Genomic DNA, 19,382 nt, shown 5'->3' with positions numbered 1-19,382 from the left:
GTTACCCCTTCGTACCGCAGGCAGCGTCCCGGAAATCCGTAACGTGGCCGTTGTTGTACTTCGCAATGATGTTGTTGAAGAGCTTCGGATCGACCGCCGAGAAGTACTGCACCGGCGCTTTCTCCTGCGGCTTCGACACCGAGGCGTACTGGTCCATCGAGAGCTGCGTGGAAGACGCCTTGACCTTCTGCACCCACGCGTCGAAGTCCTGCTGGCTCGTGGCGAGCGTGCGGAACTTCATGTCGGAGAAGCCCTTGCCGCTGTAGTTGGACGAGATGCCGGCGTAGTTGCCCGCTTCGTCGGCGATCAGGTGCAGACGCGTTTGCATGCCCGCCATGGCGTAGACCTGGGTGCCCAGCTGCGGGATGAAGAACGAGTTCATCACCGAATCCGAGGTGATGCGGAAGTTCACCGGCGTGCCGACCGGCACCGCCAGCTGGTTCACCGAGGCAATGCCGAGGTCCGGGTAGATGAAGAGCCATTTCCAGTCGAGCGCGACAACCTCGACGTTGATGGGCTTCACGTTCGACTCCAGCGGCTTGTAGGGGTCGAGCTCGTGGGACGTGCGGTACGTGAGGATGGCGAGGAAGAGAATGATGACGGCCGGAATGGCCCAGACCACCACTTCGATCGCCGTGGAATGCGACCACTTGGGCGCATAGGTGGCGTTACGGTTGGAGGCGCGATAGCGCCATGCGAACACCAGTGTGAGGATGATCACGGGCACCACCACGAGCAGCATGGCCCATGTGGCCGTGGCGATGAGCGATTTTTCGGCCACGCCGACGCTGCCCTTCGGGTCGAGCACGGCGAAATTGCCGCTGCATCCCGCAAGAGAAACGAGCAGCCCGCTGCCGAGGGGGATTAACCACCTTTTAAAGGCTTTTCTGTCCATGTTTGCCTGATTTCTGTTGACCACCAAAACACCACCACATTCGCATCGCAAAATCGCCACGCAAAATGCACCCGTATCGTATTCAGGGCGATTTTACGGAAAGGGATAATCCCGAAATTTGATCTTTGCCAAGTTTTAGCGCGCACCGGCAGCTTGTTCAGGCGAACGCGACGGTTCGCCGCGCTTATCTTTCTAAAACCTTACGTTTTACGCAAAGCCCCGTGTGGCGGGCGAACAACGGCTTTCAAAGGGCGTGAACGGACGATGAAAACGGCGTGACACGGCACCTGTCGCGCGAGAAACCTGTAACGCCGCACTGGATAGTGTCTGGCGAAAGGCTCAATTTTTATCCCGCTAAATAAATTTAGATAAAGCGAGTGAAATAACGATGATTAAAATCGCCGTCAATCTTCTGATCGCCCAATAAATTGACTTTTCGCAAATGAAGTACAAGGCAAACGATAAGCTGCGCGCATTCGCCGCAGCCTTCGTTTGTCGACCAGACGGATTGCTTTTAAAACGGCCGAAGCACGCCGCCGCGATGCGTATCGTGTTGGCGAATAGCCGCGCTTGCGCTATCTTGACTGGTTGTTCCCGCGCCGCAGCAAATCCAGCCGCCCATGACCTCTGCTTCCCGAGCCTCGACCGACCGTTCCGCCGAACCGGCGGAGACCCCCGAAAAGCCGGGCGACTCCTATGTGCAGTCATTCGCGCGCGGGCTCTCGGTGATCCGCGCGTTCAACGCCGAGCATCCCGAGCAGACGCTCACCGACGTCGCGGCGGCCACGGGTCTCACGCGCGCGGGCGCGCGCCGCATCCTGCTCACGCTGCAAACGCTCGGCTACGTGGAAGCCGAAGGCCGCCTGTTCCGGCTCACGCCGCGCATTCTCGACCTCGGCTTCGCGTACCTCACGTCCATGCCGTTCTGGAATCTCGCCGAACCGGTCATGGAGGAGCTGTCGCAGGAAGTGCACGAAAGCTGCTCGGCGGCCGTGCTCGACCGCACCGAGATCGTCTACGTGCTGCGCGTGCCCACGCACAAGATCATGACGATCAACCTCTCCATCGGCAGCCGCCTGCCCGCGTATTGCACGTCGATGGGCCGCGTGCTGCTGGCTTCGCTCGACGACGCCGCGCTCGACGAGGCACTCAACTCGTCACCGCTCTATGCGCACACGCCGCGTACCGTGACCGACATCGGCGAACTGAAGAAGATTATCGGCCAGGTGCGCGCGCAGGGCTGGGCCATCGTCGATCAGGAACTGGAAGGCGGCCTCATTTCGATCTCCGCGCCCATCCGCAACCGCCAGGGCCGCGTGATCGCCGCGATGAACATCAGCGGCAACGCGCAGCGCACTTCCGCGAAGCAGATGGCGAAGACCTTTCTCGAGCCGCTTCAGCAAGCGGCCGAGCGCGTGTCGAGCATGGTCGCGCGGCGCACCTGACGCTTTGGCGTGCTTTCACGCTTTCCGCCGACGCCAGCCAATGCCCGCCCGTATCAGTTGACGTCGGCGAATACCTGCACGAGCCAGTCGGCGAACGTGCGCACGCGCAGCGACAGCTGGCGATTCTGCGGATACAGCACCGAAACCGGCATGGGCGGCGGCGGCGTCGCGGCCAGCACCACACATAAGTCGCCCGCAGCCAGTTGCTCGCGCACACGATAGCGCGGCACCTGCACGATGCCGAGCCCCGCGAGCGCGCCGGCCGTGTAGAGATCGGCGCCGTTCACGGCCAGCGGCCCCGGCAGCGTGACGCGCTGGATGCCCTCGGGCGTGACGAATTCGAGCGGATGCGCGCGGCCCGAAGCCGGCGAAAGATAGTTGACGGCGCGATGCCCCGGCTTGCCCGCGCGGGCATCCGCCGGTGCGGCCAGCGCTTCCAGCGTGGCCGGGTCGCCGTGCCGTTCGAGATACGCGGGGCTCGCGCAGGTGACCTGTTCGAGCAGCGCCACACGCCGCGCGATCATCGACGAATCGGCCAGTTCGCCCGCGCGCAGCACGCAATCCACGCCTTCGCGCACGAGGTCCACGAACTGGTCGCCCGAGCCGATGAAGAACTCCACGCGCGGATACCGCTCGATGAATTCCGGCAAACGCGGCACCACGAAATACTGCGCGAGCGTGCCTTGCAGGTTCACGCGCAGGCGGCCTTGCGGGTCGGGGTCGCGAAACGCTTCTTCGGTTTCCTCGAGATCGGCGAGCAGGCGCATGCAGCGCTGGTAATAGATGTCGCCGTCTTGAGTGGGCTTGACCTGGCGCGTCGTGCGTTCGAGCAGGCGCACGCCAAGCCGCGCCTCGAGGCGTTTGATGGAATTGGTGACCGTCGCGCGCGGCAGGTTCAGGTCTTCGGCGGCCTGCGTGAAGCTGCGCCGGTCGACGATGCGCGTGAAGATCTGCATCTCCTGGAAGCGGTCCAAGGGCAATCTCTGTGTGATTCGCGGGAGAGTTGCATCTTAGCGTGGCGCCGCGCGTTGCCGAAGCGGTTGCAAAAATCGGCATGCCGATGCCAACCGCACACTCAAGGGCGTGCGCGCACTCGCGCTAGCCCGCCGCCACCCGCCTCACGACATCGACGAACGCCTCGCCCGCCACTTCCAGCCGCCCCGAATTGTCGATGCGCGCGAACGCCGCGCCCGCCGGCACTTCGAACGGCGCGCGCCGCGCGAGCCGCGCCGCGACCTGCTCGGGCGTCTCCCGCGCACGCGAGGCGAGCCGCGCGGCCAGCACGTGCTGCGCGGCTTCCACGTGCACCAGCGTCATCTGCGGATAGCGCGCGAGCGCTTCGCCCGCGTAGGCGCGCGAGCCGTTCACGACCACCGTGCAGCCCAGCGCGAGCCACTGGTCGATCTCCACGCCCACGCCGTAGCGCAGCGCGTGGCTGCCCCATTGCAGCGCGAACAGACCGCGTTGCGCGCGCGCTTCGAATTCGGCGTCGGAGAGCGAAATGTGATTCTCGCCGCCGCCGTCTTCGCGCGTGATGTAGCGATGCGCGAACACCACGCCCTCGCCCGCGAGCCGCTCGCGCGCGTAATGCAGCAGCGTGTCCTTGCCCGCGCCCGAGGGGCCCATCACGTAGATCAGGCCGCCCTTCATGCGTGCGCCCTCGCGAACGGCAAGCGGCGCCAGAGCACGAACGGCGCGCCCGGTTCCGGTTCGACGTAGAGCGCCGCGCCCGCCACGGGCAGCGCGCCCGCGTCGTGCATGCGCGCGTTCCAGCCCGCAACGAGTTGCGTGCAAAGGTTGGGATCGGCAAGCGAATCGGAGAGCGTCATGTGGAAGCGAAATTCGTCGAACACATACGGGTAGCCCCATTCGGTCACGTACTCGCGCTGGCGCGGCGTGAGCGGCGCGTCGAGCCGTTTGGCGATTTCCGAGGCGGTTTGGGTGGCGCGCAGCGAACCGAGCGTACGCAGCGCGTTGGCGGCGAGATCGCGCAAGGCGGCGTCGCTGGCTTCATCGGCCGGACGCAGCGCGACGAAGCGGCCCAGCGTGGCGGCTTCCACCTGCGCCTCGAATGCCGTGCGCTCCAGCGCCCACGCTTGCGCGGCGGCGAACAGCGCCGCGGGCGTCACGTCGGCGGCCAGGCGGAACGGCGGCACCAGCGTGGCGTGCCAGCCGTAGCGGCGCGGCGACTGCGTGAGCGTATGCAACGGCGTGCCGATCCCGTCGATGTCGGGTTGCAGCAGCGTTTCGCCGCTTTCGGCGTCGCGGCCGAGCCATGCGCTGCCCGCGCGCCACCAGGCCGATTCACGCGGCGGCGCATAGTAGAGCGCGAAGCGCGCGAGCGGGCTCCAGTCTTCGTCCGGCGCGCTCATACGTCGTGCTCCACCATCAGTTGCACGCGGTCGGCCGCGAAATGCGTGACGCCGTACTTGATGGGCACGCCGTCCAGGTCGACGTCGACGTTTTCCACCCACAGCACCGGCTGCTGGCGATTGATGTTCAGGCGCCGCGCAACCTCCGCCTCGGGCAGCACGCTGCCGATACGGCTCCACTTGCGCAAGTAGTCGCCCACGCCGAATTCGGCGAGCGCCTTCGAGGTGCTGTCCACGCGTTCCATCACCGCGGGCAGGTCGGCGAAACGCGCGGCCGGATAGTAGCTGCGCGCATACGTGAGCGGCACGCCTTCGGACTCGTGCAGCGTTTCGAGCCGATACACCAGCGCGCCCGCGCGCAGGCCCAGCGCCTTGGCGACCGTGGGGTCGGCCTTCACGCGCGAGGAAGCGAGCAGTTTGCCCACCGCCGAATGCTGATGCCGCTTGAGGTTTTCCGTGAAGCGCGTGCGCTTGCCGATCGAATAGTCAATAGCGCCCGGCTGCACGAAAGTGCCGCGCCCCTGCTCGACGCTCACGAGCCCGAGCGCCGCGAGGCCCAGCATGGCGCGGCGCACGGTATGGCGATTCACGTCGAAGCGGCGCGCGAGTTCGCCTTCGCTCGGCAGGCGGCCGTCTTCACCGAAGCCCTTCGCGGCGATCTCGGCAGCGAGAATCTGCTCGATCTGGCGCCACACCGCCACGCCCGCGCCGCGCTCGAGCGTGCTGGCCGCTGCCTCGTCGTTCGATGTCATGGTGCTGTCATTCCTCTCGGTTTCAATGGCGTTTTGTGCATTGTAGTGCGCACGGCGTGATGGAAATATGAAAACGTCGATCGCGCCTCGTTGGGACAACTGTACCACTAAACGTCTAGACGTTTAGACGAATAGATGCTTCAATGACGCAGTTCGCCGGGCGCGGTCAAGCGGCCCGAAATCGTCCACGAAACAGGAACTCCGATGAACGCTTCCCCCAGCCCATCTCCCGCTCCCGAGGCCCGGCGCGCCTGGATGGCCGTGCTCGCCCGCACGCCGCGCGCCGACCTCGAAGCGGCGCTCGACGCCGCGCTCGAAGGCGCCCCGGCACCGGCCTTCGACTGGCTGCGCGCGCCGCAAACCGGTCTGGCGATGGTGCGCGGGCGCGTTGGCGGCACCGGCGACGCTTTCAATCTAGGCGAAGCCACGGTCACGCGCGCGACGCTGCGCCTGCGCCACGGCATCGCCACCCACGAAGACGGCGCCAGCGCTGGCGCGGCGACCGTGGGCGTGGCGTGCCATCTGGGCCGCGACAAGCGCCGCGCCGAACTCGCCGCGCTCGCCGACGCCCTGCTGCAAATCCCCGCGCATCACGCCCGTCTGCACGCCCGGTTGATCGCGCCGCTCGCCGCGCGCCAGGCCGCGCAACGCGAGGCGCAACGCGCCGACGCCGCCAGCACGCGCGTCGAATTCTTCACGATGGTTCGAGGTGACGCATGAACGACGAACGCTCCGCCAAAGCGGCCACGCAAGCCCTGCTCGCATCGCTCGCGCCCGGTTTCGGCGATCCGGTCCACGACACGCAGGCCGTGTTCCGCACGCTGCTCGACGCGCTCGCGCGGCCCGGCACGATCGGCGTGATCGAAACGCCGCTGCCTTGCGCCGATGCCGCGGCAGGTTCGCCTGCCGCAGGTTCGCCTGCCCCGGAAAATCGCGCCGGGCTTGCCGCCTTTGCCGCGCTGCTGGCGCTGGCCGACTACGCCACGCCCGTGTGGCTCGCGCAGCCCGACGCCGCGCTCGCCGCCGCGCTGCGCTTTCACGCGGGCGCGCCGCTCGCGCCCGCGCCGCACGCCGCCGCGTTCGCCTACGTGCACGACGCGCACACGCTGCCGCCGCTCGACGCGTTCACGAGCGGCTCGCCCGAATCGCCGGAACTCTCGGCCACCGTGTTCGTGCGCGTGGACGCGCTCACGGGCGGCGCGCCGCTCACGCTGCGCGGTCCCGGCATCGCGACGACGCGCAGCGTCGCGCCCGCCGGTCTCCCCGAACGTTTCTGGCGCGAACGCGCCGCGCTCGCGCCGCTGTTTCCGTGCGGTATCGACTTCTACCTCGTGTGCGGCGACAGCCTGATGGGCCTGCCGCGCACCACTTTCGTGGAGATGCACTGATGTACGTCGCCGTCAAAGGTGGAGAACGCGCGATCGAAGCGTCGTGGCGTTTGCTCGACGAGGCGCGCCGCGGCGACACGCGCGTGCCCGAGTTGAGCGTCGCGCAGATCCGCGAACAGATGCGCCTTGCCGTCGCGCGCGTGATGGCCGAGGGTTCCGTGTACGACGAAGAACTCGCGGCGCTGGCGATCAAGCAGGCCGCGGGCGACCTCGTGGAAGCGATCTTCCTGCTGCGCGCGTATCGCACGACGCTGCCGCGCTTCGGCTACACGCTGCCCGTGGCAACCGAAGACATGGTCGTGGCACGCCGCATTTCGGCCACGTTCAAGGACGTGCCCGGCGGTCAGGTGCTGGGCGCGACCTACGATTACACGCAGCGCCTGCTCGACTTCGCGCTGCTCGCCGAAGGCGACGACAGCGCGGCGCTAGCCGCGGCGCAGGCGGAAAAAGCCGCCCGCACCGCGCCGCCCGAAGAAGCGATGCCGCGCGTGCTCTCGCTGCTCGACAAGGAAGGCCTGATCGAACAGGAAACGCGCAGCGCCGAGCCGAAAGAGCCCGGCGACCTCTCGCGCGAACCGCTCGCGTTCCCCGCCGATCGCAGCGTGCGTTTGCAGAATCTCGCGCGCGGCGACGAAGGCTTTTTGCTCGCGATGGGTTACGCCACACAACGCGGCTATGCGAACTCGCATCCGTTCGCGGGCGAGATCCGCTTCGGTTCGGTGTCCGTGGAAATGGTGCTCGACGAACTGGACGAAGCCGTCGAGATCGGCGAGATCGAACTCACCGAATGCCAGATGATCAACCAGTTCGCGGGCGCGAAAGACGTGCCGCCCACTTTCACGCAAGGCTATGGTCTCGCGTTCGGCCACGCGGAGCGCAAGGCCATGGCGATGGCGCTCGTGGACCGCGCGCTGCGCGCCGAAGAACTGGGCGAAACGATCGAAGCACCCACCCAGGACATCGAATTCATGCTCTCGCATAGCGACAACGTGGAAGCGTCGGGTTTCGTCCAGCATCTGAAATTGCCGCATTACGTGGACTTCCAGGCGGAGCTGGAACTCGTGCGCAAGCTGCGCGCGCGCCACGCCGCGGACACGCAAGGAGAAGCCGCATGAACGCGCCCGAAACGATGCGAGGCGACCTGCACGACAGCGTGACGTCGCACGAAACCCAGGCCGCGCAGGGCTACAACTTCGCGTATCTCGACGAACAGACCAAGCGCATGCTGCGCCGCGCGTTGCTCAAGGCCGTGGCGGTGCCGGGCTATCAGGTGCCGTTCGCCTCGCGCGAAATGCCGCTGCCGTATGGCTGGGGCACGGGCGGCATTCAGGTCACGGCGGCTATCATCGGCGCGAACGACACGCTCAAGGTCATCGACCAGGGTTCCGACGACACCACCAACGCCGTGAACATCCGGCGCTTCTTTGCGCGCACCACGGGCGTGGCGACCACGCGCCGCACGCGCGAAGCGACCATCGTGCAGACGCGCCACCGCATTCCCGAAACGCCGCTCACCGAGCAGCAGATTCTCGTGTATCAGGTGCCCATGCCCGAGCCGCTGTTCCGGCTCGAACCGCGCGTGGCCGAGGCCAAAAAGCTGCATGCGCTCGCCGACTACGGCCTCATCAGCGTGAAGCTTTACGAAGACATCGTGCAGCACGGCAGCATCGCCACCACCTACGACTATCCGGTCACGGTGAACGGCCGCTATCTCACCTCGCCCTCGCCGATCCCCAAGTTCGACAATCCGAAGCTGCACATGAACGCCGCGCTGCAACTGTTCGGCGCGGGCCGCGAGCGGCGCATCTACGCGATTCCGCCTTATACGCCCGTACGCAGCCTCGATTTCGACGATCACCCGTTCGAAGTGCAGCGCTGGGAGCACGCGTGCGCGCTGTGCGGCTCGCGCGAAAGCTTCCTCGACGAAATGATCGTCGACGATGCGGGCAAGCGCATGTTCGTGTGCTCGGACAGCGACTACTGCCACGAACGCCGCGCGAATCAGGACGAGATCGATGCGCGCGCAACGAATGTCAAAGGAGAACCCGCATGACGCCGCTTTTGAGCGCGCGCGCGCTCACCAAACAATTCGACGGCCGCAACGGTTGCCGCGACGTGAGCTTCGACCTCTATCCGGGCGAGGTGCTGTGCATCGTCGGCGAATCGGGCTCGGGCAAGACCACGCTGCTCAACACGCTCGCGCTGCGCACCGAAGCCGATGCGGGCGAGCTGCATTACACGAATGCGAACGGCGAGACGCTCGACCTGCGCACGCTCTCCGAGCCGCGCCGCCGCCTGCTCGCGCGCACCGAATGGGGCTTCGTGCAGCAGAATCCGCGCGACGGCCTGCGCGCGGGCGTCTCCGCGGGCGCGAACATCGGCGAGCCGCTGATGGCCGTGGGCGCGCGTCACTACGGGCAAATCCGCAACGTTGCGCAACAGTGGATGCAGCGCGTCGAACTCGACGCCACGCGTATCGACGAGCTGCCTTCGAAGTTTTCCGGCGGCATGCAGCAGCGTTTGCAGATCGCGCGCAATCTCGTCACGGGGCCGCGCCTCGTATTCATGGACGAGCCCACGGCCGGCCTCGACGTGTCCGTGCAGGCGCGTCTGCTCGACCTGCTGCGCACGCTCACCGGCACGCTGCATCTTTCCGTGCTGATCGTCACGCACGACATCGGCGTGGCGCGTTTGCTCGCACACCGGCTCATGGTGATGCAAGGCGGCACCGTCGTCGAATCGGGGCTGACCGATCAGGTGCTCGACGACCCGCAGCATCCTTATACGCAGACCCTGGTGGCTTCGGTGCTGCCTGTCTAGGAGGATCGACATGACTCTCTCTTCTCAAGCGGCCACGCACGCGTTCGTCGAACGCCCCGCGCTCATGCTGCGCGCCGAAGACGTGCGCAAGACCTTCACGCTGCATGGCCAGGGCGGCATCGGCATCGAAGCGCTCGCGGGCGTCTCGCTCGACGTGGAGCGCGGCGAATGCGTCGTGCTGGTCGGGCCCTCGGGCGCGGGCAAGAGCACGCTGTTGCGTTGCCTCTACGGCAACTATCTGGCGAGCGGCGGCTCCATCGCCCTGCGCGACGAAGGCGCGCCGCTGCAACATCTGGCGATCACGGGCGCGGCGCCGCACGACATCCTGCGCCTGCGCCGCAACGTGATGGGTTACGTGAGCCAGTTTTTGCGCGTGATTCCGCGCGTATCCGCACTCGATATCGTCGCGGCGCCGCTCATGGCGCGTCATGTCGACGAAGACGAAGCGCGCGAGCGCGCCCAGACGCTGCTCGCGCGCCTGAACGTGCCGCGCCGTTTGTGGCCGCTCGCGCCCGCGACGTTTTCCGGCGGCGAACAGCAGCGCGTGAACATCGCGCGCGGGCTGATCGCGCGGCATCGCGTGCTGCTGCTCGACGAACCCACGGCCTCGCTCGACACCGAAAACCGCGCCGTGGTCGCGAGCCTCATCACCGAGGCGCGCGAGCGCGGCGCGGCGATCGTGGGCGTTTTTCATGACGAAGATACGCGCGAGCGCGTCGCCACGCGCGTGCTCACGCTGGAAGCACCCGGATCGCAAGCGCCGCTGAACGAAGCGGCGTGAACCTCACAGCGTTCGCGCTGCCCAAACACTGAACGTCGATACCTGATACTGGAGCCCGACGATGTTGATCAAGAACGCTCGCATCGTGACGCGAGACGAAGTTTTCACCGGCACGCTGCGCGTGGAAGACGGCGTGATCCGCGAACTGTCGCACGGCGCGACCAGCGCGCCCGACGCCGAAGACTGGGAAGGCGACTTCCTGCTGCCCGGCCTCGTCGAACTGCACACCGACAACCTGGAAAAGCATCTCGCGCCGCGCCCCGGCGTGCACTGGAACACCGACGCCGCGTTCGTGATCCACGACGCGCAGATCGCCGCCGCCGGCATCACCACGGTGTTCGACGCGCTCGCCATCGGCACGCGCCTCGCCGTGGGCGTGCGCGGCCGCGACGTGCAGCTCGCGAGCGCCGCCGCGCTCTCGCGCTTCTCCGAGCGCAAGCTGCTGCGCGCCGACCACTTCCTGCATCTGCGCTGCGAGATCGCCACGGAAGACGTGATCGAACTGTTCGACACGCTGAGCGAGCACCCGCTGCTGCGCCTCGCCTCGGTGATGGACCATACGCCCGGCCAGCGCCAGTGGCACGACCGCGCGCAGTGGCGCCGCTTTCAGGAGCGCCACGGCAAATGGACCGACGAGCAGGCCGAAACCATGCTCGCCGAAATGGCCACCGAACAGCAGCGTTACGCCGACGCACACCGCCAGCAGATCGTCGAGCGCTGCCGCGCGCGCGGCATCCCGCTCGCGAGCCACGACGACACGCTCGTCGAGCACGTGGAACAGGCGGCCGAGGAAGGCATCGTGCTCGCCGAATTCCCCACCACGCGCGTGGCCGCGGAGGAAGCGAAAAAGCGCGGTATCGCCACGATCATGGGCGCGCCGAACGTGGTGCGCGGCGGCTCGCACTCGGGCAACGTCTCCGCGCTCGAACTCGCGCAGGCCGGCCTGCTCGACATCCTCTCGTCCGACTACGTGCCGTCGAGCCTGCTCACGGCCGCGTTCGATCTCGTGACCAAGGCCGACTGGACGCTGCCGCGCGCGCTCGCGACCGTCTCGTGGGAACCGGCGCGCACCTCGGGCCTCACCGACCGCGGCGCGATCGAGCCGGGCCTGCGCGCCGACTTCGTGCGCGTGACGATGCTCGACACGCTGCCGGTGCCGCGCGCCACCTACCGCGCGGGCGTGCGGGTGGTGTAAGCGGCTGCCCGCTTTCGTCGATGGCGCACTGGCCAACGGTGCGCCATCGATTCGATTTCAATTGCCCTTCAGCGCATGACACCGCCGCCTTCGCGCGGCTTTGCATTCCTCAGACTGTTGCGGCCGAGCATCGCATCCGGTGCGTTTGCTCGCGCCGCGCCACGCACCGGCCTCCACGCGCAAATCCTTATCCGACAAGGGTTTACGTTAGATCCGACAATCGCACGAACGTACGATCGAGGGCGCGATCTTTCGCCATCCGGTATTACACTAGCGACGCCGCAATTTTGACCGGGTAAGCTTGGCGCGCTTCGCTGGCGCTGGCCGGCGGGTCAAACGAAAAATCCGGCGCGAGCCGCGCCGGAGCATGCGCTGCGGCGGCACGACCGCACGCGGCGCGTCCTGAACCATCTCCGAGGAGTACCCATAGTGAAGAAACTGCTTGCCGCCCTGTCGGTTGCCCTGCTGGCCGTCTCGGCCGGTGCCGCCCACGCGAAGGACTGGACCACCGTGCGTTTCGGTGTCGACGCCAGCTACGCGCCGTTCGAATCCAAAGCACCCGATGGCAAGCTGGTCGGCTTCGACATCGACCTCGGCAACGAAATCTGCAAGCGCTTGAACGCCAAGTGCGTGTGGGTCGAGCAGGACTTCGACGGCATGATCCCGGGCCTGAAGGCCAAGAAGTTCGACGGCGTGCTGTCGTCGATGACGATCACGCCGCAGCGCCAGGAACAGATCGCCTTCTCGGCGAAGCTGTTCGACACGCCCACGCGCCTCGTCGCCAAGAAGGGTTCGAGCTTCCAGCCGACGGCTGACTCGCTCAAGGGCAAGTCGGTTGGCGTGGAACAGGGCACGATCCAGGAAACCTACGCGAAGGAAAACTGGGCACCGAAGGGCGTGAACGTCGTTCCTTACCAGAACCAGGACCAGGTCTACGCCGACCTGATCTCGGGCCGCCTCGACGCAGCGCTGCAGGATGAAGTGCAAGCCGACCTCGGCTTCCTGAAGACGCCGCGCGGCGCCGGCTTCCAGTTCGCGGGCAAGGAAATCCCGACGGGCGCCGCCGCTATCGGCCTGCGCAAGGAAGACACGGACCTGAAGGCCAAGATCGACAAGGCCATCGCCGACATGCTCAAGGACGGCACGTACAAGAAGATCGAGAAGAAGTACTTCGACTTCGACGTGTACGGCGCGAAGTAATCTCGCGGCAGTCCGCAAGGCCCGGACTTCGGTCCGGGCTTTTTTTGCGCGCATTTGTTTCGGCATCCTGATGATTCGCGTGAGCCGATGATCGGACGAATGGGTTGCGCGCGCCGGTTCCGGCGCCAGGCCGTTTCCGCTAAGATCGTGATTTGGCCCGTTTGCGGGCGCATCTCGCGGCCCTCGCACCCATCATGCAAACCCGAAACCATTCGCTGATCGCGCCCGCCCTCGGCACCGCGCGGCAAGTCACCAGTTTTCATTACGGAAAGCCCGGCGGCGGCCCGAAGGTCTACATCCAGTCGTCGCTGCACGCCGACGAACTGCCGGGCATGCTCACCTCGTGGGTGCTGCGGCGCAAGCTCGCGGAACTCGAAACCGCCGGCCGCCTGCGCGGCGAAGTCGTGATCGTGCCGGTACCCAATCCCGTGGGGCTGAATCAGCACTGGCTCGGGCATCTGATCGGCCGCTTCGAGTCGAACACCGCGCAGAACTTCAACCGCAACTTCCACGAACTGACCGCGCTCGTGCTGCCCGACATCGAGCCGCGTCTGGGTGCCGACGAAGCCGCGAACCGCGCCGCCATCCGCACCGCCATGGGCGAAGCGCTCGCCGCGCAGCGTCCCACCAACGAACTGGAGTCGATGCGGCTCGCGCTGCAAAAGCTCTCGTACGACGCCGACATCGTGCTCGACCTGCATTGCGACTGGGAAGCCGCCATGCACATCTACACGAATCCCGACCTGTGGCCCGAGGTCGAGCCGCTCGCGCGTTACCTGGACGCCAAGGCCTCGCTGCTCGCGCTCAACTCCATCGGCAATCCGTTCGACGAGATTCACAGCTTTTGCTGGTCGGAACTGCGCGAGCGCTTCGGCACGCGCTACCCCATTCCTTACGGTTCGATTTCCGTGACGATCGAGTTGCGCAGCCAGCGCGACGTGTCGCACGAATACGCCGAGCACGACGCGCAGGCCATCGTCGAGTATCTGGTCACGCGCGGCGTGATCGAAGGCACGGCCGCGCCGCTGCCGCCGCTCGCGCACCCGGCCACGCCGCTCGCGGGCACGGAACCGATCGTCGCGCCGCACAGCGGCGTGCTGGTGTATCGCGTGGAGTGCGGCACGTGGGTCGAGCGCGGCGCGGCCATCGCCGACATCGTCGACCCGCTCGCCGACACGGTCACCACGCTGCACGCCAGCGTGAGCGGCGTGATGTACGCGCGGCACAGCGCGCGCTTCGCCACGGCCGGCATGGAAGTGGCGCGCGTCGCCGGCGACACGCCCATTCGCGGCGGCTCGCTGCTTTCGCTCTAAGTCACTGGCGCAAAAGGATAAAACGGGCTCGCTCCCAACTGGGGGCGAGCCCGTTTTAACGTTTGCGCAATTCCGCTTCAATTACTTTGGTATGCTAATTTTCATGGGCCGTAATTGTGCTTGAAAGCAGGGTCGAAAAAAGCGTTGAAGCGGCTTTAATGCGCCATTGAAATCAATCCAGTCCGCCATGAAAACGGACTCAAAAGACGGATTAATCCGTTTCTCACGAAAAAGCTTAGAACGAATATTTATATGGCCGATTGTCGCAATCGCGGCAATGAAAGTGATACGTAAATTTCCCGCAAAGCCAATACCCACGGGCTTCGCGGCGGATTCACGGTGCGCGCAAGACGGTTGTGGCATCTACACAACAGACAGGCGACATTTTCGTTGCCGACCCTTACTGTCACATTCGTTTCGTTGTGAGCCCTTAAATTTCAGCCCGTCACATATCAACCGGTCCATTCGAGACCGGAGTAGTCATCTATCCTTTACCCGGAGAAACAGTTGAAAAACAAAATCCTGACCACCGCTATTCTGGCCACGATCGCAGGCGCAGCCCACGCACAAAGCAGCGTTACCCTCTACGGCGTGATCGACGCTGGCGTGAGCTACATCAGCAACACGAAGAACGCAACGGGCGGCAGCTCGCACCAGTTCTCGTACGGTGACGGCGTTGCCCAAGGCAGCCGTTGGGGCCTGCGCGGCTCGGAAGACCTCGGCGGTGGCCTGAAGGCTATCTTCGTGCTCGAAAACGGCTTCAACAGCGGTAACGGCACGGCAGGTCAAGGCAGCGCCATGTTCGGCCGTCAAGCCTACGTCGGTCTGACGAAGGACGGCATGGGCTCGCTGACGCTCGGTCGTCAATACGCGTTCACGACGGACATCCTCGGTTCGCTGTACTCGACCGGTGGCAACACGGTTTCGGGCAACTGGGCCTACCACGTCAATGACGTCGACCAGCTGACGTCGAGCCGTATCAACAACGCGATCAAGTTCCAGAGCGCCAACCTGTCGGGCTTCACGTTCGGCGGCATGTACGGCTTCTCGAACACGACGTCGTTCGCCGGCGCACCGTCGACGAGCACGACGTCGTCGTCGCGCGCATACAGCTTCGGCGCGAACTACGCATACGGCCCGTTCAGCCTCGGCGCTGCTTACACGGACATCACGTACCCGGCATCGGCATCGCCGACGACGTTCTCGACGGCTCTCGCCAACATCGACACGAAGGGCACGAGCACGATTCGTGACCTGCGTTCGTTCGGTATCGGCGGCCGCTACATCTACGGCCCGGCAACGGCATGGCTGCTGTGGACGAACACGCGCTTCGAACCGATCACGGGTTCGTCGACGCTGTACAACGCGTACGAAGCAGGCGTCAAGTACGCCTTCACGCCGGCTATCACGGGCGGTCTGGGCTACACGTACTCGCGCGCTTCGGGCCTGTTCGCAGCGCACTGGAACCAGGTCAATGCATCGGCTGACTACGCTCTGAGCAAGCGCACGGACGTCTACGGCCTCGTGTCGTACGAAGACGCTTCGGGTTCGGTCGGCACGACGAAGGTCCAGGCACAGATCGGTGACTCGGCTTCGGGCATCTTCAACACGTCGGGCACGGGTTCGCAGACGCAAGTCGCCGTTCGCGTCGGTATCCGCCACAAGTTCTAAGCAGCACACAAGGCAACAGCGGCCGGTGGCGCAAGCCGCCGGTCCAGCTCGGCGCGCGGAATTCGTTCGGTGCGCCGCGCCTTCCCAAACGGGACATCCTCGAGGATGTCCCGTTTTTTTTGTTGGCCGCGTGGAAGCTGCTGCCTTGGGAACGAGCGTCGAACACGACTGCCGGCGAGCACGCCGATGACCGCCAGCCGCGCCGCACCCGCGCCGCACCGTCACCCGCCGTTACCCGCCGTTACCCGCCGCAACCCCGCGACGATGCGCTCGCTGCGGTTCCGGCCGCGCTTCTGGTACGCTGCGCTGTTTCCCCTTGCCGCTTTCGAACGATGGAACTCCCTTTTAACGAAGCCGCCGTCTCGGTCACGCGCAGTGCGCTCTCGGCCGCGGGCCAGGTCTTTCCGCTGCGCGAGATCGACGACGTGCGCATCGTCGCGGGCCGGCGCAATCGCGGCCTGCCAATCGCCATCAGCCTCGCGGGCGTCGTGCTCGCGGCCGTGGGCGGCGCGTTCGGCTCGGCGGCCGGGCTCGCGATCGGCGTGATGCTGGTGGTGGTGGGCTGGCTCGCGTGGATCTGGCAGGAGTCCGTGCATCGCCTCTACGTGGTGATGGGCGGCGAGCCGCGCGAGGCGGTCACGAGCGGCGACCGCGCGTTTCTCGACCGCGTGGAAGCGGCCGTGCGCGCGGCCAAGGCGGCGCAAAACGCGCAAGCCACGCCAGGCGCATCGGGCGCCTCGAATGAAAACGGCGGAGCATCGCGCCCCGCCGCTTCGTAAGTCCCTACCGGGCAACGCCAGCTCGCGCCAACCCGCGCGAACCGGCGCTAACGCTCACACGATCTCGACCGACTTCACGCCCCAGATGTCGCGTGCGTATTCCGCGATCGCGCGGTCGGACGAGAACTGCCCCATGCCCGCCACGTTCTCGATCGCGCTGCCCGTCCACGCGGGCACGTCCACGAAGCGCTCGTCGGCGGCCTCCTGCGCCGCGATGAACGCCGAGTAGTCGGCCAGCACGAGGTAGTGGTCGCCCCAATCCACGAGCGTGTGGAAGATGTCCGAATAGCGCGCCGGGTCCTCGGGCGAATAGAAGCCCGTGCGAATCTGGTCGAGCGCGCGGCGCAGCTCGGGGTTCTCTTCGTACACCTGACGCGGCCGATACCCCGACGCGCGCAGCTGATCGACCTGATCCGCCGTGTGGCCGAAGATGAAGATGTTGTCCTGCCCCACGGCGTCGCAGATCTCGATGTTCGCGCCGTCGAACGTACCCATCGTCAGCGCGCCGTTGAGCGCGAGCTTCATGTTGCCGGTGCCCGACGCCTCGGTGCCCGCCGTCGAAATCTGCTCGGAGAGATCGGCGGCCGGAATCATCGTTTCCGCCACGCTCACGCCGTAGTTCGGCACGAACACGACCTTGAGACGATCGCCCACCACGGGGTCGTTGTTGATCTTCGCGGCCACGTCGTTGATGAGGCGAATGATCATCTTCGCCATGCGATACGCTGACGCGGCCTTGCCCGCGAACAGCACCACGCGCGGCACCCAGTCGCTCGTGGGCGATTCGAGAATGCGGTTGTAGCGCGTGATCACGTGCAACACGTTGAGCAACTGGCGCTTGTACTCGTGTATGCGCTTGACCTGCATGTCGAACAGCGCGTCGGGGTTGATCGCAATGCCCGAGCGTTCCTGCACGCGCTGCGCGAGGCGAATCTTGTTGGCGCGCTTGGCCGCATGGAACGCGGCTTCGAACGCGGCGTCGCCGCGCAGCTTGCGCAACGCGCCCAGCTCGAACAGATCGCTGCGCCAGCGCGGCCCGATGGCTTCGTCGACGAGATGCGCCAGCGGCGGGCTCGCCTGCGCGAGCCAGCGGCGCGGCGTGATGCCGTTCGTGACGTTCGTAAACCGGTCGGGATAGAGGCGCGCGAAGTCGGCGAAGATGTCGCGCGTCATCAACTGCGAATGCAGCTTGGAGACGCCGTTGACCTTGTGGCTCGCCACGATCGCGAGATACGCCATGCGCACGCGGCGCTGGCCGTACTCGTCGACGAGCGAAATGCGGCGGATCAGATCGAGGTCGTGATCGCCGCGCTCGCTTGCCTCGCGCAGGAAAGCCGCGTTGATGTCGAAGATGATTTCGAGGTGGCGCGGCAGCAAGCGCGCAAGCAGCTCCACGTCCCACGTTTCGAGCGCTTCGGGCATCAGCGTGTGATTCGTGTACGAGAACACGCGGCGCACGTGGCCCATCGCTTCGTCCCACGGCAGATGATGGATGTCCACGAGCAGGCGGATCAGCTCGGGAATCGCGAGTACCGGGTGCGTGTCGTTCAGGTGCACCGCCACCTTGTCGGAGAAGCGGCCGAACGTGCTGTGCGTACGCAGATAGCGGCGAATCAGGTCCTGCATCGTCGCCGAAACGAAGAAGTATTCCTGGCGCAAGCGCAGCTCGCGGCCCGCCATCGTCGAATCGTCGGGATACAGCAGGCGCGAGACGTTCTCCGAGCGATTGCGCAATTCCACCGCGCGCTGATAGTCGCCCTGATTGAACGCGCCGAGATCGAGTTCCTCGTCGGCGCGCGCCGACCACAGCCGCAGCGTGTTGGTCGCGTTGGTGGCGTAGCCGGGAATGACCGTGTCGTACGCCATGGCGTTCACGTGCTGCGTATCGACCCATTCCGAATGGCCGTCGCGCTGGATCGTGCGCCCGCCGAAATGCACGGAATACTGCACCTCGGGCCGCGGAAACTCCCACGGATTGCCGGAGCGCAGCCAGTAGTCGGGCGCCTCGACCTGCTCGCCGTTGACGATTTGCTGACGGAACATGCCGTAGTCGTAACGGATGCCGTAGCCGAAGCCGGGAATGCCGAGCGTGGCCATCGAGTCGAGAAAGCACGCCGCCAGCCGGCCGAGACCGCCGTTGCCGAGCGCGGCGTCCGGCTCGTAATCGATCACGGCGTCCATGTCCACGCCGACGCTCGCGAGCGCCTCCTTCATCTCGTCGTGAATGCCGAGCGCGATGAGCGCGTTGGAAAAGGTCCGGCCGATGAGGAATTCCATCGACAGGTAATAGACGCGTTTGACGTCCTGCTCGTACTGGTTGCGCGTGGTGATCATCCAGCGCTCGACGAGACGGTCGCGCACGGCGAGCGCGGCGGCGTGCAGCCAGTCCTGCGGCCGCGCGGTGACGGCGTCCTTGCCGACGCCGTACATCAGGCGATTGGAAAGGGAACGGCGCAGCGCCTCGACGCTGCTCTTCAACTGGTCGAATTCAAGACCGACGGCTGTCATCAAATGCCTCCCGGAAAAAGCAGAGCGCCCGCGTATGGTGCACAGCGTAGGCACGGCGAGTTGCGCGGGCGCGCGTTGTTCTGGGGCTGCGTCGCGCAAGGGCGATGCCACCCGGCGGCACGACGCCTGGCGGCAACGAAGCGGATAGCGAGGCGGTAAAAGTCACATCGACGAGATAGCGACGACGCATCCGCGACGTGGCGCGATGACTTCGGCGATGAATTCGATGGGTCGATACCGCCCGCCAGCGAGCGCAGATCAGT

At 66.0% G+C, this 19,382-nt stretch carries 18 protein-coding genes; 12 read left to right on the top strand and 6 right to left on the bottom strand.

The features are described from left to right. Position 1: 1 nt before the first annotated feature. Positions 2-895: a ubiquinol oxidase subunit II gene (cyoA, locus tag FAZ98_RS19595; RefSeq protein WP_158953010.1), complete on the bottom strand. Its 894-nt coding sequence runs from the start codon at positions 893-895 to the stop codon at positions 2-4. Between the two features lie 620 nt (positions 896-1,515). Between cyoA and FAZ98_RS19590 the strand changes: the two genes are divergently transcribed. After that, positions 1,516-2,340 (top strand): IclR family transcriptional regulator, encoded by an 825-nt coding sequence (locus FAZ98_RS19590; RefSeq protein WP_158953008.1) that lies wholly within the window; start codon positions 1,516-1,518, stop codon positions 2,338-2,340. A 53-nt stretch (positions 2,341-2,393) separates the two neighbouring features. On the opposite strand, the gene FAZ98_RS19585 is transcribed toward FAZ98_RS19590, so the two are convergent. The 4 genes from FAZ98_RS19585 to phnF all read right to left on the bottom strand — a co-directional run bounded on the left by FAZ98_RS19585 (position 2,394) and on the right by phnF (position 5,464). Then, the gene (locus FAZ98_RS19585; protein WP_158953006.1) at positions 2,394-3,314 is read right to left on the bottom strand and encodes a LysR family transcriptional regulator; all 921 of its coding nucleotides are present in this window, start codon (positions 3,312-3,314) and stop codon (positions 2,394-2,396) included. A gap of 124 nt (positions 3,315-3,438) precedes the next feature. Beyond that, positions 3,439-3,990 (bottom strand): phosphonate metabolism protein/1,5-bisphosphokinase (PRPP-forming) PhnN, encoded by a 552-nt coding sequence (gene phnN / locus FAZ98_RS19580; protein ID WP_158953005.1) that lies wholly within the window; start codon positions 3,988-3,990, stop codon positions 3,439-3,441. After that, positions 3,987-4,712, bottom strand: coding sequence for a DUF1045 domain-containing protein (locus tag FAZ98_RS19575; protein WP_158953003.1), 726 nt, complete (start codon positions 4,710-4,712; stop codon positions 3,987-3,989). Before FAZ98_RS19575 ends, phnN begins: the two co-directional genes overlap by 4 nt. After that, positions 4,709-5,464, bottom strand: coding sequence for a phosphonate metabolism transcriptional regulator PhnF (phnF, locus tag FAZ98_RS19570; RefSeq protein ID WP_158953001.1), 756 nt, complete (start codon positions 5,462-5,464; stop codon positions 4,709-4,711). Before phnF ends, FAZ98_RS19575 begins: the two co-directional genes overlap by 4 nt. Before the next feature lie 204 nt (positions 5,465-5,668). Here phnF and phnG point away from each other — a divergent pair, with 204 nt between their 5' ends. From phnG to FAZ98_RS19515, 11 genes are all read left to right on the top strand, one after another. Beyond that, on the top strand, positions 5,669-6,184 hold the full coding sequence (gene phnG / locus FAZ98_RS19565) for a phosphonate C-P lyase system protein PhnG (protein ID WP_158952999.1): 516 nt from the start codon (positions 5,669-5,671) through the stop codon (positions 6,182-6,184). Beyond that, positions 6,181-6,852 (top strand): phosphonate C-P lyase system protein PhnH, encoded by a 672-nt coding sequence (phnH, locus tag FAZ98_RS19560; protein ID WP_158952997.1) that lies wholly within the window; start codon positions 6,181-6,183, stop codon positions 6,850-6,852. The genes phnG and phnH overlap by 4 nt, the downstream gene beginning before the upstream one ends. Beyond that, a complete protein-coding gene (locus FAZ98_RS19555) occupies positions 6,852-7,967 on the top strand; it encodes a carbon-phosphorus lyase complex subunit PhnI (RefSeq protein ID WP_158952995.1) in 1,116 nt (371 codons plus the stop codon). Before phnH ends, FAZ98_RS19555 begins: the two co-directional genes overlap by 1 nt. Beyond that, the gene (locus tag FAZ98_RS19550; protein ID WP_158952993.1) at positions 7,964-8,905 is read left to right on the top strand and encodes an alpha-D-ribose 1-methylphosphonate 5-phosphate C-P-lyase PhnJ; all 942 of its coding nucleotides are present in this window, start codon (positions 7,964-7,966) and stop codon (positions 8,903-8,905) included. Before FAZ98_RS19555 ends, FAZ98_RS19550 begins: the two co-directional genes overlap by 4 nt. Then, positions 8,902-9,672: a phosphonate C-P lyase system protein PhnK gene (gene phnK, locus FAZ98_RS19545; RefSeq protein ID WP_158952991.1), complete on the top strand. Its 771-nt coding sequence runs from the start codon at positions 8,902-8,904 to the stop codon at positions 9,670-9,672. Before FAZ98_RS19550 ends, phnK begins: the two co-directional genes overlap by 4 nt. A 10-nt stretch (positions 9,673-9,682) precedes the next feature. Then, positions 9,683-10,453 carry a phosphonate C-P lyase system protein PhnL gene (phnL, locus tag FAZ98_RS19540; protein ID WP_158952989.1) on the top strand — a complete coding sequence of 257 codons (771 nt, stop codon included), beginning with the start codon at positions 9,683-9,685 and terminating at the stop codon, positions 10,451-10,453. 61 nt (positions 10,454-10,514) lie between these two features. Then, positions 10,515-11,648 (top strand): alpha-D-ribose 1-methylphosphonate 5-triphosphate diphosphatase, encoded by a 1,134-nt coding sequence (locus tag FAZ98_RS19535; RefSeq protein WP_158952988.1) that lies wholly within the window; start codon positions 10,515-10,517, stop codon positions 11,646-11,648. Between the two features lie 429 nt (positions 11,649-12,077). Beyond that, a complete protein-coding gene (locus FAZ98_RS19530; RefSeq protein WP_158952987.1) occupies positions 12,078-12,848 on the top strand; it encodes an ABC transporter substrate-binding protein in 771 nt (256 codons plus the stop codon). Between the two features lie 194 nt (positions 12,849-13,042). Further along, positions 13,043-14,161 (top strand): succinylglutamate desuccinylase/aspartoacylase family protein, encoded by a 1,119-nt coding sequence (locus FAZ98_RS19525; protein ID WP_158952986.1) that lies wholly within the window; start codon positions 13,043-13,045, stop codon positions 14,159-14,161. 507 nt (positions 14,162-14,668) lie between these two features. Further along, the gene (locus FAZ98_RS19520) at positions 14,669-15,832 is read left to right on the top strand and encodes a porin (protein ID WP_158952985.1); all 1,164 of its coding nucleotides are present in this window, start codon (positions 14,669-14,671) and stop codon (positions 15,830-15,832) included. Between the two features lie 332 nt (positions 15,833-16,164). Continuing rightward, entirely contained in the window at positions 16,165-16,611 is a 447-nt protein-coding gene (locus tag FAZ98_RS19515; protein WP_233272746.1) for a DUF6232 family protein, read from the top strand. Between the two features lie 54 nt (positions 16,612-16,665). Here the strand turns inward: FAZ98_RS19515 and FAZ98_RS19510 are convergent, their stop codons facing one another. Continuing rightward, complete coding sequence (locus FAZ98_RS19510) at positions 16,666-19,119, bottom strand: glycogen/starch/alpha-glucan phosphorylase (RefSeq protein ID WP_158952984.1); 2,454 nt, start codon at positions 19,117-19,119, stop codon at positions 16,666-16,668. Between the last annotated feature and the right edge of the window lie 263 nt (positions 19,120-19,382).

Origin of the sequence: Paraburkholderia acidisoli (genome assembly GCF_009789675.1) — a bacterium.
Lineage (GTDB): Bacteria > Pseudomonadota > Gammaproteobacteria > Burkholderiales > Burkholderiaceae > Paraburkholderia > Paraburkholderia acidisoli.
Note: the sequence above shows the minus strand (reverse complement) of the source record. Positions and strands in the feature narration are given on the sequence as shown.